Here is a 14,866-nt window from a genome sequence, read left to right on the forward strand (position 1 = left end):
CGTGAGAACTTTCAAACTGGAGCGACACACGAGGTTCGAACTCGTGACCTCAACCTTGGCAAGGTTGCGCTCTACCAACTGAGCTAGTGTCGCATGGAACGTCTTTCGTCGTTCAGGGCTGCGAATTATAAGAGCATTTTTTTGTGATGCAAGTCCTTATCCGCAAAAAAACGATCTTTTTTTTCGTTTGATGAAAAAGCACACAGATTTGCGCCATTTTTCCAGCAGGGACAGCCCTAAGGTACTCTTTTTAACAACGATTTAAAGATCAAATAGTAAAAATGTTTTCACGATAGTACTTGAGCTCAGCGATCGACTCACGAATGTCATCCAATGCCAAATGCGTCCCCTGCTTAGAGAACCCATCCAACACCTCAGGTTTCCAGCGGCGGGTTAACTCTTTGATGGTACTGACATCTACATACCGATAGTGAAAGTACTGCTCCAGTTCAGGCATGTGTTTGTACAAAAACCTTCTGTCCTGACCAATACTGTTACCACAGATAGGCGATTTCCCTTTTGGCACCCACTGCTCAAGAAACGCGATCGTTTCTTTGATCGCACTCAGCTCGCTATGTTGACTCGCTTTAACACGGTCTACCAAGCCACTTGCTGTGTGTGTATTAGTGCACCAGTCGTCCATTTTAGCAAGTTCCTCATCAGGTTGATGAATCGCGATGACAGGCCCTTCCGCCAGAATGTTCAATTGACTGTCCGTCACAATACTCGCGATCTCGATGATCTTGTGAGCCTCAGGATCCAGTCCTGTCATTTCCAAATCAACCCAAATCAGATTGTCATCGCTGAAAGACATAACGCCCTCGTCTATTTGTTTTCTGCTAAAAGAGGTACTATACCCAAATTAAACTCAGTAACCCAAATGGTTTGATGCAATTGGCATCATTGAAATATCGTGGCGAAAAAGAAAAAACTGACAAAAGGTCAAGTGCGTCGAGTACGCAGCAACCAAAAAAAGAAACTGGCAAAAGAAGAGACCGTCCAGTGGGATGAGACCATGCTTGGTGCTGTGAAGCAGGGATTAGTCATCACCCGATTTGGGCAACACGCTGATATTGAAGATCTCGACAGCAAGGAAATCCATCGCTGTAACCTGCGACGGGGGATAGAGTCCCTGGTCTCCGGAGATCGGGTTAAATGGCGCGTCGGCCTGGAGTCGATGCACGGTATTTCCGGTGTCGTGGAAGCGGTCGAGCCAAGAACGTCAATACTTACGCGACCAGATTATTACGATGGTCTGAAGCCCGTTGCGGCGAACGTAGATCAAATGGTCATTGTCTCTGCCGTTGTGCCTGAATTGTCACTGAACATTATCGACCGGTACCTGATCGCTTCAGAAACCCTACAGATAGCGCCCCTTGTGGTCTTAAACAAAATAGATCTGCTACCAGAAGAAAGCCGTGATGAGTTTTATCAACTCCTGAATGTTTACCAAAAAATTGGCTACAAAGTGCTACTGGTCAGTAAGGAGTCTGGTGAAGGGATCAAGGAGCTGGAGTCTCACCTGCAAGGTAAGATCAATATCTTTGTCGGCCAATCAGGTGTCGGTAAATCCAGCCTGGTCAATGCGTTAATGCCTGAGCTAGATGTTGAGGAAGGAGAAATCTCCAGCACCTCGGGACTAGGTCAACACACCACGACAGCAGCCAGATTGTACCACTTCCCGTCAGGTGGCGATTTGATTGATTCCCCTGGCGTTCGAGAATTTGGTCTTTGGCATTTAGAGCCTAACGAAGTGACAGAAGCTTTCGTGGAATTCAAGCCTTATCTCGGAGGGTGTAAATTCCGCGACTGTAAGCACCTTGATGACCCCGGTTGCATTTTACGTGAAGCGGTAGAAGACGGAAAAATAGACCCGGTTCGTTTTGAAAACTATCACCGTATTATCGACAGCATGGCTGAAGGCAAAGCCAATCGTCAGTACTCCAGAAACAAGAAAGCGGATCTGTAATATTGCACGACTGGACCGGATTAACACTCTGCCAGTGCCGTCGTCACAATTTGCTGACATTTAGCGAGATTTAATTTAGTATCTCGCGCCCTGAATTAATAACACTCAATTAACGTTGGAATATTAGACAATGGATAAGATTAAAGTTGGACTGCAATACTGGATACCTCAACACGGTCTGACCCGTCTTGTGGGTAAACTGGCGTCAGCGAAAGCCGGCGGTCTGACAACAGCGATCATTCGTTGGTTTATTAAGCAATATAACGTCAACATGGACGAAGCATTGCACACCGATCCAGCCCACTTCAAAACCTTTAATGAGTTTTTTGTGCGTGAGCTGAAGCCAGGTGCCCGTCCACTTGCTGAGGGGGAAACGGTTATCTCGCACCCAGCAGATGCTTGTGTTAGCCAGTTTGGTCCTATCAAGGATGGAAAGCTTATTCAGGCGAAGAATCACGATTACACAGCGCAAGAACTACTGGGTGGTGATGAGGCGTTAGCGCAAGAGTTTGCGGAAGGCGAATTCGCAACACTTTACCTGTCTCCACGTGATTATCACCGAGTACATATGCCGTGTAACGGTACGTTACGCCAGATGATCTATGTACCTGGTGATCTGTTCTCCGTTAACCCACTGACTGCAGAGAACGTACCTAACCTATTTGCCCGAAATGAGCGCGTAGTCTGTATTTTTGACACCGAGTTTGGTCCTATGGCTCAGGTACTCGTTGGTGCAACGATCGTAGGCAGTATTGAGCTTATCTGGGCTGGCACAGTTACGCCACCAAGAGGTAATACCGTTTACACATGGGACTACCCTGCAGAAGGGACGAAATCTGTCGTGCTGAAAAAAGGCGACGAGATGGGTCGATTCAAGCTAGGCTCTACCGTGATCAACCTGTTTGCCAAGAACAGCATTCGATTCGATGACAGCATGGCAAACAACGCGCCAACAGTGATGGGCACACCTTATGCTCATACTGTTCAGTCAACTGAAAATGAATTGCCGGACCAGTAACTCCGACTCATTCCCAAACGGTGCTTCGGCACCGTTTTTTGTTTGTGAGTACCAGACTGAGTGAGATGAGCAATATCCAGCCGATGTTAAGTTTGATACAAAACAAAACTCTTCCCAAATCTTCCCTCTATTTTTCAAAACTTTAACACCTGTCTAAGACCCTATTATGATTATCTTTTAACCTAGGTAGCAGTCCAAATATTAACCTCGGTACTCTCGCCTATGCCAAAGATAAATACTGGCACTCTGATAAGGCTTATCATCTGCTTTATCGTGCCACTGGGTGTCCTTATGATGCCTATTGACTGGATTCCGATTGACGATCTGACACTGATTCAACATCGCCTGCTGGCCATTTTTCTTCTTGCCGCCTTACTCTGGGTTCTGGAGCCGGTACCGGTGTTTGCGACCTCCATTCTGATCATCGCATTGGAACTCATCATGATATCGGATAAAGGTCTGCATTTGTTCAGAACACCACCAGCCGGACACGATCTTGGTGAGTTGATGTCATACACCGATATCTTCAGTGCATTTTCCTCCCCTATCATCATTCTTTTCATGGGAGGATTTGCACTGGCCATTGCCGCATCAAAATACGAACTCGACAATAACCTTGCCCGGGTACTTTTGAAGCCATTTGGCACTCAGCCAAAATTCATCATGCTTGGATTGATGTTGATTACAGCCGTGTTTTCGATGTTTATGTCTAATACTGCAACCACAGTGATGATGCTGGCTTTGCTCGGCCCCATTGTCGCCTCGGCACCGAAGGGCGACTTAGGTATCAAGGCCTTGGTATTGTGCATCCCGATAGCGGCTAACACTGGCGGCATCGCCACTCCGATTGGTACGCCACCGAACGCCATCGCCCTGCAATATCTGACTGGGGAGAACAGTATCGACTTCTTGCAATGGATGATGATGGGACTGCCCTTCGTGATCGTTCAGCTTACTATCGCTTGGTTCTTACTACAGAAGCTGTTCCCTTCCTCAGAAGACAAAATGGTGCTTAAACTAGAAGGACGATTCCTGAAAAGTTGGCGTGCAATGGTCGTGTACGCCACCTTTGCCACTACGATTCTACTGTGGATGACGACAAAACTGCATGGTATGAACACTTACGTGGTCTCGATCATTCCTCTGGCGGTGTTTACGCTGACCGGCATTATGGGTAAAGACGAACTGAAATTGATCAACTGGGACGTGCTCTGGTTGGTGGCAGGGGGAATTGCCATTGGGATTGGTTTGGATAAAACCGGTCTTGCAGAAGCTCTGGCCCATGCGATCGATTATGAATCGCTCTCTCCTGTCGCCGTCGTGATCACCCTATCGATCGTCTGTTGGCTGATGGCAAACTTCATGTCCAATACCGCAACCGCAAACTTACTCATGCCCATTGCCGCCGCCATCGGTGCCTCAATGGAAAGTCTGGCCAGCATAGGGGGACTGCAAGGGCTTCTGGTCGTGGTCGCCTTCTCTGCTTCACTGGGCATGATACTACCGGTATCCACGCCGCCTAATTCACTGGCTTATTCGACTGGCCTTATTGAGAGTAAAGACATGGCGAAAACGGGGGTTATTATCGGTGTCATTGGCCTGTTGATCGTCTATTCTGCAGCCCTCATCATCACATAACACCAAGATGCAAATGCCTCCCTCGATAAGAGGGAGGATTTGATTGCACTTTATTCCGCACCGTAGTAAAACCTGATGAATTAACGGAAATTTTCAACAGGGAAAGTTATGGGATTCGAATGGCTGGCGCTGATCGCCGCCTTTTTGTGGGCGGTATCCAGCATTATTTCGGTCAAGCCCGCCAAACATCTGGGGTCCTTCTCCTACAGTCGCTGGAGGATGGGTTGCACCGCACTCATGCTATCGTCCATGGCAGCGATAACAGGCGGCTGGAGTAGTGTCGATAGTAGTCACGTTACTCCAATGATGTTTTCCGGACTGATCGGAATTTTTATTGGTGATACAGCGCTGTTTGCTTGCCTGAATCGGATGGGTCCCCGACAGGCAGGACTGCTGTTTTCTTGCCACGCGGTATTCTCTGCCGTCCTTGGTTATTTCCTGTTTTCAGAAACCATGACTCCCACTGAGTTACTGGGCTCTGCGCTGGTATTCTCCGGCGTCGCCACCGCGATTTTCTTTGGACGCCGCGGCAAAACCAACAGCAAATCCCTCGAACTGGAAACGATCAAAGGCAACGTGTGGTTTAGTGTCGGATTAGGGATCACTGCCGCACTGTGTCAGGCGCTAGGGGGAATCATTGCTAAGCCGGTAATGCAAACGGCTATTGATCCTGTGGCTGCATCGGCCATACGTATGATCACCGCATTTATTGCCCACAGCCTATTCTTGTTTACAGGCGCAAGACATGCCAAAAGCCTGAACCCGATTACCTGGCCTGTGTTCGGCATCACCGCTTTGAATGGTTTTCTGGCCATGGCGGTTGGCATGACCTTGATTCTGTTTGCCCTACAGACAGGGAATGTAGGGATGGTCGCCCTGCTCTCCTCCACAACACCGATTATGGTGCTGCCTCTGCTCTGGCTCTACACCGGACAGAGACCTAACCGATTTGCCTGGTTAGGCGCTCTGTTTGCCGTGACGGGAACGGGGATTTTGGTTGGCTAAGCTCTTGGAAACGGGAAAGCCACGACTTCATCAATATGGGAGGCACCTGCCGCCAGCATGATCAATCGGTCGACACCCAAAGCAACCCCTGCACATTTAGGCAATCCTGCTTGCAGAGCGCCAATAAGATGATGATCGATGGGCTGCGGTGCCAAGCCCATTTCTCGCCGCTTTTGATTGTCTTGCTCAAATCTGGCCAACTGCTCTTTGGGGTTATCCAGTTCGTGAAAACCATTAGCAAGCTCGATCCCCTGGTAGTAGACTTCAAAACGATCAGCCACTCGAGGATCGCCCGGGTTCACTTTGGCTAACGCCGCCTGGGAAGCCGGAAAGTCGTAAACAAAAGCCGGTGTCTGCTGACCAATTTTAGTCTCAACTCCGACACTAAACAGCAATTGCAACAGCGTATCCCTATCCTGCTCTTTATCAGCAATATCACTCAAACCTAACGGATGCGCGGCTGCACGAAGTTGCTCCATTGACGCGCTCAAGGGACAAACATTCAAGTGCGCTTTAAAGGCCTGCTGATAAGTCATACGCTCAGCTTGACCGGTTTCCAGCACCATCATGAGTAATTCATCCATTTCGTCCATCAGTTGATGATGATCGAAGTTTACTCGATACCACTCCAGCATGGTAAACTCAGGATTATGATAGCGACCGCTTTCTTCATTACGAAACGCTTTATTGATCTGGTAGATTGAGCCACTGCCCGCTGCCAATAGCCTTTTCATGTGAAATTCCGGACTGGTCATAAAATACAACTTGCGACCATCGGCGTACCCCGGACCGACAAACTCTGTTTGAAAGGTATGTAAATGGATATCTGTCACGGTCGCATGACTCATTGCAGGGGTATCAACTTCCATTACATTCCTTGATAGGAAAAAGTCCCGAATTTGATGAATAATTTCCGCTCTTTTTCGTAGCAAAGCCATAGAGGCTGTTGGCTGCCAGTCATTGCAAATCATAATTAAACTCATTAGCTCTGTTTATTGATAATTGTACGATTTTGCGCGTCACGACTCAATATCACGTGACTTTAGTCACACATCATATAAATACTATGCTTCACTTTGCATTTCCGGTGCAAAAACCTAACTCAATCAATTTTTTTGCCATGGAGCTTATCTAATATAAACCCCTACTTTATAAAAGCTTATTTAAGCGTTTAATTATAACTCGCGAGCTTAACTCGCTCTCACACACTGGAGGATAACTGTGAAAACAATTACCACAGATATCGCAGTCATCGGCGCAGGCGGCGCTGGTCTTCGTACTGCCATTGCAGCAGCAGAAGCAAACCCAGAAATGGAAGTTGCTTTGATTTCAAAAGTTTACCCTATGCGCTCACATACCGTGGCGGCGGAAGGAGGCTCTGCAGCTGTAATCAAGGATGAAGATAGCCTAGACAACCACTTTAACGATACCGTCGGTGGTGGTGACTGGCTTTGTGAACAGGACGTTGTTGAATATTTTGTAAAGAATGCCACTCGTGAAATGATCCAAATGGAGCAATGGGGTTGCCCATGGAGCCGTAAGGAAAATGGCGAAGTCAACGTTCGTCGTTTCGGTGGTATGAAAGTAGAACGCACATGGTTTGCTGCTGATAAAACCGGCTTCCATATGCTTCATACCCTGTTCCAGACGTCGATGAAGTACGAGCAAATTAAACGATTTGACGAGTACTTTGTGGTCGACCTGCTTGTGGTTGAGGGCGAAGTTCAGGGTCTGATTGCCATTCATATGTCTGAAGGCGAGCTCGTCACCATCAAGGCAAAATCCGTGGTATTGGCAACCGGTGGTGCTGGTCGTGTTTATCACTGCAACACCAACGGCGGTATCGTCACAGGCGATGGTATGGCGATGGCTTATCGTCATGGTGTCCCACTGCGTGACATGGAGTTTGTCCAGTACCACCCTACCGGCCTTCCTGGAACGGGGATCCTAATGACCGAGGGTTGCCGCGGTGAAGGTGGTATCATCGTTAACAAGAACGGCTACCGTTACCTGCAAGATTATGGCATGGGTCCTGAGACACCAGTAGGCCAGCCTAAAAACAAATACATGGAACTGGGTCCACGTGACAAAGTTTCTCAAGCTTTCTGGCATGAACAACAGAAAGGCAACACTATCAAACACCCGCTGGGTGATGTGGTTCATCTGGATCTTCGTCACCTCGGTGAAGAGTATCTGCAAGAGCGCCTGCCGTTTATCTGTGAACTTGCGAAAGCCTACGTCAACGTTGATCCGGCGAAAGAGCCTATTCCAATTCGTCCGACAGTTCATTACACCATGGGTGGTATTGAGACCGATGGTCAGTGTGAAACGCGCATCCAAGGCCTATTTGCTGTCGGTGAATGTGCCTCTGTTGGCCTGCACGGTGCCAATCGCCTCGGCTCAAACTCGCTGGCTGAGTTTGTGGTATTTGGCCGCGTAGCGGGTGAGCAAGCCGTAGAGCGCGCAAAAACCTTCAAGGGTTGGGATGACGCAGCCATCGCTGAGCAAGTGAAAGCAGTCGAAGCTCGCATCGCTGCATTAATGAACCAAGAGGGCGATGAGAACTGGGCAGAAATCCGTACCGAAATGGGTCACACCATGGAAGCGGGCTGTGGTATCTATCGTCAAGAAGACCTGATGCAAGCGACGCTTGAGAAGATCGCCGAGCTTAAGCAGCGTTATAAGAAAATCAGTATCAAAGATAAAGGCAAGGTATTCAACACGGACCTGCTATATGCGATTGAAGTCGGCTACGGCCTGGAAGTGGCTGAAGCCATGGTTCACTCTGCAATCTTACGTAAAGAATCTCGCGGTGCACACCAACGCCTGGACGAAGGCTGTACCGAACGTGATGACGTGAACTTCTTAAAACACTCACTGGCCTTCTTCAATGAAGACAATGCACCGAGCATTGATTACAGCGATGTAACCATCACTAAGTCGCAGCCAAAAGCGCGCCTATATGGTGAAGCGGCAGAGAAAGCAGCCGCTGAAGAAGCCGCAAAACAAGCTAATAAAGACCAAAGTGCGGAGGAGCAAGCATAATGTCAGCAAACCGTATTCAGAAAGTGGAAATCCTGCGCTACGACCCTGAGAAAGACGCAGAACCGTATTTCCAAACCTTCGAGGTTCCGTTTGATGAGACCATGTCTGTGCTCGACGCCATTGGCTACATCAAAGATCACTTAGACAAAGATCTGTCTTATCGCTGGTCTTGCCGTATGGCAATTTGTGGCTCTTGCGGCATTATGGTGAACGGCGTGCCGAAACTGGCATGTAAGAGCTTCCTTCGTGATAACCAAAATGGTCTGAAGATTGAGCCGCTTGCCAACTTCCCAATCGAGAAAGATTTGATTGTTGATATGACGCCATTTATCGAGCGCCTTGAAGCTATCAAGCCATACATCATTGGCAACGACCGTAAGCCAGAAGATGGCACTAACATCCAAACGCCTGAGCAAATGGCTAAGTACAAGCAGTTTGCTGGTTGTATCAACTGCGGTCTTTGCTACGCGGCTTGTCCTCAATTTGGCTTAAACCCTGAGTTTATCGGTCCTGCCGCTCTGACACTGGCCCATCGCTACAACTTGGATAGCCGCGACAATGGCGCGGCTGAGCGTATGAAGATGATCAATGGTGAGAATGGCGCTTGGGGCTGCACGTTTGTTGGTTACTGCTCTGAAGTATGTCCGAAGAGCGTTGACCCAGCAGCTGCGGTAAACCAAGGTAAAGTGGCGTCTTCACAAGACTTCGTTATTGCAATGCTAAAACCACAGGAGGCATAGAATGAGTAACAGAAAACCTTACGTTCGTGAAATGAAGCGAACTTGGTGGAAAGATCACCCATTTTATCGCTTCTACATGCTACGTGAAGCCACGGTTCTACCACTTATTTTATTCACTATCTTCCTGACATTCGGTTTAGGTTCGCTAGTGAAAGGACCTGAAGCCTGGCAAGGTTGGTTAGACTTTATGGCTAACCCTATTGTTATTGCTATCAACATCGTCGCGCTAGCGGGTAGCCTGTTCCATGCACAGACCTTCTTTAGCATGATGCCTCAAGTTATGCCGATCAAACTGAAAGGCAAACCGGTGGAGAAGAAAACCATCGTTCTTGCTCAGTGGGCTGCGGTTGCGGCTATCTCACTAGTTGTTCTCATCATTGTATAAGGAGTGAATCGTGATTAATCAAAACCCAAAACGCTCTGACGAACCAGTTTGGTGGGGACTGTTTGGTGCTGGTGGTACCTGGTTTGCCATGATCACTCCGGTGACTGTACTGGTACTAGGCATCTTAGTTCCAATGGGCATCATTAACCCGGAAGCAATGAGCTATGAACGTGTGGCTGACTTTGCGACCAGCATTATCGGCGCACTATTTATTATTGCTACGCTAGCACTGCCGATGTGGCATGCGATGCACCGTTTACATCATGGTATGCACGATCTGAAAATTCACGCAGGTGTGGCGGGTAAAATTGCTTGCTACTTCTTTGCAGGATTAATTAGTGCTCTATCTGTCATCTTTATCTTTATGATTTAATCGATTTTAATGACACGAAAACTAAAAAGGTCGCCCATGGCGACCTTTCTTAGTTCAGAAGCAACAGTGCTTACTTCACACGACCTACGTACTCACCGGTACGCGTGTCCACTTTGATCACTTCACCAATCTGGATGAAAAGCGGTACGCGAACCACAGCACCAGTGTTTAGTGTTGCAGGTTTACCACCGGTACCCTGAGTGTCGCCTTTCAGGCCTGGATCAGTTTCAACAACTTCAAGCTCAACAAAGTTAGGCGGAGTCACCGTAATTGGGTTACCATTCCAAAGAGTAATCATACAAGTGTTGTTTTCTACCAACCACTTCGCGTTGTCACCAACCGCTTTTACGTCTGCAGCGATTTGTTCGAATGTTTCGCTGTTCATAAAGTGGTAGAATTCACCATCTGTGTACAGGTAATCTAGGTCGATGTCCATCACGTCAGCAACTTCAACGGTTTCGCCAGACTTGAAGGTTTTCTCTAGAACTTTACCAGACAGAAGCTTACGAATTTTTACGCGGTTGAATGCCTGACCCTTACCTGGCTTGACGTATTCGTTTTCTAGAATTACGCAAGGCTCGCTATCCAGCATTAGCTTAAGACCGCCTTTAAATTCATTTGTGCTAACAGTAGCCATTGTATCCTCTTAGTGTTCTTCGAGTTGAAATTTAATGTCGCCTATCATAACCCGAAATCTTGTTTCTGTTGAGCAAAACTGGCTCAAACAGCTATCGAATGCGATCTCAGACCCTCATGAGCTGCTCGCACAGCTGCAAATTGATGCGACCCCATGGGAAAATGGGCTTAAAGCGAGACGCCTGTTTCCTATGCGTGTTCCACAAAGCTTTGTCGATCGCATGGAAAAAGGCAACCCGTTTGACCCATTACTACGTCAGGTACTGCCGTTGACTCAGGAGTTTGAGGTTCATGAGGGCTACTCTGAAGATCCGCTTGAAGAGCAGGATGCCGCCGTGCCCGGACTGCTGCACAAGTATCACAATCGTGCCCTGTTGATCGTCAAAGGAGGCTGTGCCGTGAATTGCCGCTACTGCTTCAGGCGTCATTTCCCCTATGAGGACAACAAAGGCGGTAAAGCGAACTGGCAAAAGGCACTCGACTATATCGCTGACCACCCTGAAATCGATGAGATCATTTTATCCGGCGGCGATCCGCTGATGGCCAAAGATGCAGAGTTGCGATGGCTACTCGACAAAGCTCAGGCCATTTCTCATCTGAAAACCGTGCGAATTCACAGTCGTCTTCCGGTGGTGATACCGCAACGTATCACCACCGAGTTGTGCGAACTGCTGGCGACCACCCGCCTGAACACGATTCTGGTCACCCACATCAATCACGCCAATGAGATCAATGACGAGTTTCGCTTCGCGATGCAGCAGTTGAAAACGGCCGGCACTACCTTGCTCAATCAAGGGGTTCTGTTAAAAGGTGTCAATGACACGGTAGAGGTGCAAATCGCCCTCAGTCATGCGCTGTTTTCTGCGGGCATATTGCCTTATTACCTCCACGTGTTGGATAAGGTTCAAGGTGCGGCACACTTCTTTATTAGCGATGACGATGCCAAAGCCATCATTCAAGGACTAATTAAACGAGTGTCTGGGTATTTAGTCCCTAAACTGACGCGAGAAGAAGGCGGTAGAGCCAGCAAGACACCACTGGATTTACATCTCGAGTAACCTTTTTCGTCTCGACAAAATATTTTTGTTCGATCAGACGGTCTAATAGTCAGATACTGCGCTTTTTAGGAGGCAATGTGGAACTGACACAACTACTCGATATGGGACCTTTCTCCTGGCAGGCACTTGGCGCTTGTATGCTCAATGGCGCACTTGTCGGACTGGAACGCCAAACCAGAGGCAAACCTGTGGGCATCAGAACGGCGATACTGATCATCTCAGGTACGTACCTATTTATGTCGATGGCCGTCTCACTGTCACCGAACACGTTGGATCAGGCCCGAGTGCTGGGACAGATTATTACCGGCGTAGGCTTCTTAGGGGCTGGGGTCATGATGTCGCAGGATGGCAAGATTCATGGGGTCACATCCGCAGCGGTAATTTGGGTGTTAGCGGGCTTAGGGATGATGATAGGACTTGGTCATCATAAAGAATCCGTCATACTTACGCTGTTAGCACTGACGGTGTTACTGGGAGTAGACAAGATTGAAAGTAGTTTTAAAAGCTTACGTCGTGGTGTACATCAGACCATTCAAAAACGTAACCGGATGAGGAAATAAAAAAGCCCTGAGTCATTCTCAGGGCTTTTAATCAAAACATCAAATTACTTAGCAAAGTTGATGATTGGGAAACACTTGAAGAAACCATTGTCTGCACAGTTGATCAGACCAATCTGTACACCATCAATAGTTTTAGTCTTGTTGAAGAAGCCGAACTGGAAATTAGACTTGTTAGAGAAGCTTGCCAGACCAATATCGGCCATTGTGTAGCCTTCTGAGTAGTTCACAGCACTCCAGTTAAGACCTTTAACGTCGTTGGTCACGTTCACTGCTGCCAGGTTCACGCCTGTCGTTTTACCAGTGTTCCAGTTAAAGATACCTAAAGACGCACCTTTCATTTCTTGCGTTACTTTAGACGCACCAAAGAACAGACCGAAGTTTACACCCGTGGTACGTTGAGTCTCAGACATACCCAGAACAGAGAAGTCGACACCTTTTACTTCATTTACTTGACCGTGAAGCACGGCAAGGCGAACACCACCCACTGCATTGGCATCTGGTGCGTTAAAACCGTTTAGCGTTGAGAACATCACTGGTGAGCTGTCTGCAAGCGCCATTGGGGATGCCACTGCGGCTGCCACTGCTAGGGCTGAAATCATTTTTTTCATTTTGTTTGTCTCCACTGACATTTTTTTGTTGTCAAAACATAAGTCTAGACGATGCTAAGAAGGACAACCATAAAAAATGTCAGTTCAGTGTCATATTCTGCAACAGATTGGCAGAATACATGATGAACATTACAGCAGACACAAAAAAAGCCGAAGGTTTCCCTTCGGCTTTGTCAGTGCTTTCTGATGTGATTACATCATGCCAGGCATGCCGCCCATACCGCCCATATCAGGCATTGCTGGTGCGTCTTTCTGTGGTGCGTCAGTGACCATAGCTTCTGTTGTGATCATCAGACCGGCAACTGAAGCTGCAAATTGAAGTGCCGAGCGCGTTACTTTCGTCGGGTCTAGGATGCCCATCTCAATCATATCGCCGTACTCACCCGTTGCTGCGTTATAGCCGTAGCTACCTTCGCCCGCTTTCACGTTGTTTGCAACCACAGACTCTTCATCACCTGCGTTCGCCGTGATTTGGCGAATTGGCGCTTCCATTGCACGAAGTGCAACGCGGATACCCACTGATTGCTCTTCGTTGTCGCCTTCCAGACCCGCTACTTTAGATGCTGCGCGGATAAGTGCGACACCACCACCAGCAACTACGCCTTCTTCTACCGCAGCTCGAGTGGCGTGAAGTGCGTCTTCAACGCGGTCTTTCTTCTCTTTCATTTCAACTTCAGTCGCTGCACCAACTTTGATTACTGCAACACCGCCAGCCAGTTTCGCTACACGCTCCTGAAGTTTCTCTTTATCGTAGTCAGACGTTGCTTCTTCGATTTGTTGACGAATTTGTGCCACACGACCTTGAATCATCGCTTCTTCACCCGCGCCATCGATGATGGTTGAGTTTTCTTTAGTGATGGTTACACGCTTAGCCTGACCTAGGTCTTCTAGCGTTACTTTCTCAAGATCCAGACCGATTTCTTCAGAAATAACCGTACCGCCAGTTAGGATAGCGATGTCTTGTAGCATAGACTTACGACGGTCACCGAAACCTGGTGCTTTAACAGCTGCCACTTTCACGATACCACGCATGTTGTTCACAACAAGTGTCGCTAGCGCTTCACCTTCTACGTCTTCTGCGATGATAAGCAGTGGACGAGATGCTTTCGCTACTGCTTCTAGTGTTGGTAGAAGCTCGCGGATGTTCGAAACTTTCTTGTCGATAAGAAGAATGAATGGGCTCTCTAGATCAACGCTACCTGCTTCCTGGTTGTTAATGAAGTAAGGCGATAGGTAACCGCGATCGAACTGCATACCTTCCACTACGTCTAGCTCATCATGTAGAGCCTGACCTTCTTCAACTGTAATAACGCCATCACGACCTACTTTTTCCATTGCTTCCGCAATGATGTTACCCACAGTAGAGTCAGAGTTTGCAGAGATAGTACCAACCTGAGCGATCGCTTTAGTATCTTTACACTCAACAGACAGGGCTTTTAGCTCTTCAACCGCAGCGGCAACGGCTTTGTCGATACCGCGCTTCAGATCCATTGGGTTCATGCCAGCAGCGACTGCTTTCAGGCCCTCAGAAATGATAGATTGAGCCAGTACTGTCGCAGTTGTTGTACCGTCACCCGCCGCATCGTTTGCTTGAGAAGCAACTTCTTTCACCATCTGTGCGCCCATGTTCTGGAACTTGTCTTCCAGCTCAATTTCGCGCGCTACAGAAACACCATCTTTAGTGATGGTTGGTGCACCAAAAGATTTATCTAGAACTACGTTACGACCTTTAGGGCCCAATGTTACTTTTACAGCGTCAGCCAGAACGTTTACACCTTCTAGCATTTTGATTCGTGCGTCGTTACCAAACTTAACGTCTTTAGCAGCCATT

The 14,866-nt window shown here is 48.0% G+C and carries 15 protein-coding genes and 1 tRNA gene; 10 read left to right on the top strand and 6 right to left on the bottom strand.

The annotated features are described in order from the left end of the window. Nucleotides 1–17 precede the first annotated feature (17 nt). Nucleotides 18–93, bottom strand: a tRNA-Gly gene (locus C4S60_RS15415). Nucleotides 94–268: 175 nt separating this feature from the next. Next, a complete protein-coding gene (gene orn / locus C4S60_RS15420; RefSeq protein WP_103881258.1) occupies nucleotides 269–814 on the bottom strand; it encodes an oligoribonuclease in 546 nt (181 codons plus the stop codon). Nucleotides 815–913: 99 nt separating this feature from the next. Between orn and rsgA the strand changes: the two genes are divergently transcribed. The 4 genes from rsgA (at nucleotide 914) to C4S60_RS15440 (ending at nucleotide 5,630) form a co-directional block, all read left to right on the top strand. Then, complete coding sequence (gene rsgA, locus C4S60_RS15425) at nucleotides 914–1,969, top strand: small ribosomal subunit biogenesis GTPase RsgA (protein WP_103881259.1); 1,056 nt, start codon at nucleotides 914–916, stop codon at nucleotides 1,967–1,969. Nucleotides 1,970–2,099: 130 nt separating this feature from the next. Then, on the top strand, nucleotides 2,100–2,987 hold the full coding sequence (gene asd, locus C4S60_RS15430) for an archaetidylserine decarboxylase (RefSeq protein WP_103881260.1): 888 nt from the start codon (nucleotides 2,100–2,102) through the stop codon (nucleotides 2,985–2,987). Nucleotides 2,988–3,209: 222 nt separating this feature from the next. Continuing rightward, a complete protein-coding gene (locus C4S60_RS15435; protein ID WP_103881261.1) occupies nucleotides 3,210–4,625 on the top strand; it encodes an SLC13 family permease in 1,416 nt (471 codons plus the stop codon). 108 nt (nucleotides 4,626–4,733) lie between these two features. Further along, nucleotides 4,734–5,630 (top strand): DMT family transporter, encoded by an 897-nt coding sequence (locus tag C4S60_RS15440; protein ID WP_103881262.1) that lies wholly within the window; start codon nucleotides 4,734–4,736, stop codon nucleotides 5,628–5,630. Here the strand turns inward: C4S60_RS15440 and epmA are convergent. Then, nucleotides 5,627–6,601: an elongation factor P--(R)-beta-lysine ligase gene (epmA, locus tag C4S60_RS15445; protein WP_425275141.1), complete on the bottom strand. Its 975-nt coding sequence runs from the start codon at nucleotides 6,599–6,601 to the stop codon at nucleotides 5,627–5,629. The genes C4S60_RS15440 and epmA overlap by 4 nt on opposite strands. A 250-nt stretch (nucleotides 6,602–6,851) precedes the next feature. Here epmA and frdA point away from each other — a divergent pair, with 250 nt between their 5' ends. From frdA to frdD, 4 genes are read left to right on the top strand one after another with little or no spacing between them, the layout of a single operon-like run. Then, nucleotides 6,852–8,675, top strand: coding sequence for a fumarate reductase (quinol) flavoprotein subunit (gene frdA / locus C4S60_RS15450; RefSeq protein ID WP_103881263.1), 1,824 nt, complete (start codon nucleotides 6,852–6,854; stop codon nucleotides 8,673–8,675). Continuing rightward, the gene (locus C4S60_RS15455) at nucleotides 8,675–9,415 is read left to right on the top strand and encodes a succinate dehydrogenase/fumarate reductase iron-sulfur subunit (RefSeq protein ID WP_103881264.1); all 741 of its coding nucleotides are present in this window, start codon (nucleotides 8,675–8,677) and stop codon (nucleotides 9,413–9,415) included. Before frdA ends, C4S60_RS15455 begins: the two co-directional genes overlap by 1 nt. A 1-nt stretch (nucleotide 9,416) precedes the next feature. Beyond that, on the top strand, nucleotides 9,417–9,800 hold the full coding sequence (gene frdC / locus C4S60_RS15460; protein ID WP_042478867.1) for a fumarate reductase subunit FrdC: 384 nt from the start codon (nucleotides 9,417–9,419) through the stop codon (nucleotides 9,798–9,800). Nucleotides 9,801–9,810: 10 nt separating this feature from the next. Next, complete coding sequence (gene frdD / locus C4S60_RS15465) at nucleotides 9,811–10,173, top strand: fumarate reductase subunit FrdD (RefSeq protein WP_103881265.1); 363 nt, start codon at nucleotides 9,811–9,813, stop codon at nucleotides 10,171–10,173. Nucleotides 10,174–10,243: 70 nt separating this feature from the next. Here the strand turns inward: frdD and efp are convergent, their stop codons facing one another. Further along, nucleotides 10,244–10,810 (bottom strand): elongation factor P, encoded by a 567-nt coding sequence (gene efp / locus C4S60_RS15470; RefSeq protein ID WP_103881266.1) that lies wholly within the window; start codon nucleotides 10,808–10,810, stop codon nucleotides 10,244–10,246. 34 nt (nucleotides 10,811–10,844) lie between these two features. Between efp and epmB the strand changes: the two genes are divergently transcribed. Together epmB and C4S60_RS15480 are read left to right on the top strand one after the other, a co-directional pair. Then, nucleotides 10,845–11,867, top strand: coding sequence for an EF-P beta-lysylation protein EpmB (gene epmB / locus C4S60_RS15475; RefSeq protein WP_103881267.1), 1,023 nt, complete (start codon nucleotides 10,845–10,847; stop codon nucleotides 11,865–11,867). Between the two features lie 101 nt (nucleotides 11,868–11,968). Beyond that, nucleotides 11,969–12,427 carry an MgtC/SapB family protein gene (locus C4S60_RS15480; RefSeq protein WP_103881349.1) on the top strand — a complete coding sequence of 153 codons (459 nt, stop codon included), beginning with the start codon at nucleotides 11,969–11,971 and terminating at the stop codon, nucleotides 12,425–12,427. 44 nt (nucleotides 12,428–12,471) lie between these two features. On the opposite strand, the gene C4S60_RS15485 is transcribed toward C4S60_RS15480, so the two are convergent. Both C4S60_RS15485 and groL read right to left on the bottom strand, forming a co-directional pair. Then, nucleotides 12,472–13,035, bottom strand: a complete 564-nt coding sequence (locus C4S60_RS15485) for a VC2662 family protein (RefSeq protein ID WP_103881268.1) — start codon at nucleotides 13,033–13,035, stop codon at nucleotides 12,472–12,474. A gap of 192 nt (nucleotides 13,036–13,227) precedes the next feature. After that, entirely contained in the window at nucleotides 13,228–14,865 is a 1,638-nt protein-coding gene (gene groL, locus C4S60_RS15490; RefSeq protein ID WP_103881269.1) for a chaperonin GroEL, read from the bottom strand. Nucleotide 14,866 lies beyond the last annotated feature (1 nt).

Origin of the sequence: Vibrio hangzhouensis (genome assembly GCF_900107935.1) — a bacterium.
In the GTDB taxonomy this organism is placed as follows: Bacteria; Pseudomonadota; Gammaproteobacteria; order Enterobacterales; family Vibrionaceae; genus Vibrio; species Vibrio hangzhouensis.

What these genes read in the sequence shown, in the direction of transcription:
- frdC (WP_042478867.1), top strand. Translation starts at nt 9,417, where the DNA reads ATGAGTAACAGAAAACCTTACGTTCGTGAAATGAAGCGAACTTGGTGG.
- orn (WP_103881258.1), bottom strand. Translation starts at nt 814, where the DNA reads ATGTCTTTCAGCGATGACAATCTGATTTGGGTTGATTTGGAAATGACA.
- C4S60_RS15455 (WP_103881264.1), top strand. Translation starts at nt 8,675, where the DNA reads ATGTCAGCAAACCGTATTCAGAAAGTGGAAATCCTGCGCTACGACCCT.
- asd (WP_103881260.1), top strand. Translation starts at nt 2,100, where the DNA reads ATGGATAAGATTAAAGTTGGACTGCAATACTGGATACCTCAACACGGT.
- efp (WP_103881266.1), bottom strand. Translation starts at nt 10,810, where the DNA reads ATGGCTACTGTTAGCACAAATGAATTTAAAGGCGGTCTTAAGCTAATG.
- C4S60_RS15485 (WP_103881268.1), bottom strand. Translation starts at nt 13,035, where the DNA reads ATGAAAAAAATGATTTCAGCCCTAGCAGTGGCAGCCGCAGTGGCATCC.
- epmA (WP_425275141.1), bottom strand. Translation starts at nt 6,601, where the DNA reads ATGATTTGCAATGACTGGCAGCCAACAGCCTCTATGGCTTTGCTACGA.
- C4S60_RS15480 (WP_103881349.1), top strand. Translation starts at nt 11,969, where the DNA reads ATGGGACCTTTCTCCTGGCAGGCACTTGGCGCTTGTATGCTCAATGGC.
- C4S60_RS15435 (WP_103881261.1), top strand. Translation starts at nt 3,210, where the DNA reads ATGCCAAAGATAAATACTGGCACTCTGATAAGGCTTATCATCTGCTTT.
- groL (WP_103881269.1), bottom strand. Translation starts at nt 14,865, where the DNA reads ATGGCTGCTAAAGACGTTAAGTTTGGTAACGACGCACGAATCAAAATG.
- epmB (WP_103881267.1), top strand. Translation starts at nt 10,845, where the DNA reads ATGTCGCCTATCATAACCCGAAATCTTGTTTCTGTTGAGCAAAACTGG.
- C4S60_RS15440 (WP_103881262.1), top strand. Translation starts at nt 4,734, where the DNA reads ATGGGATTCGAATGGCTGGCGCTGATCGCCGCCTTTTTGTGGGCGGTA.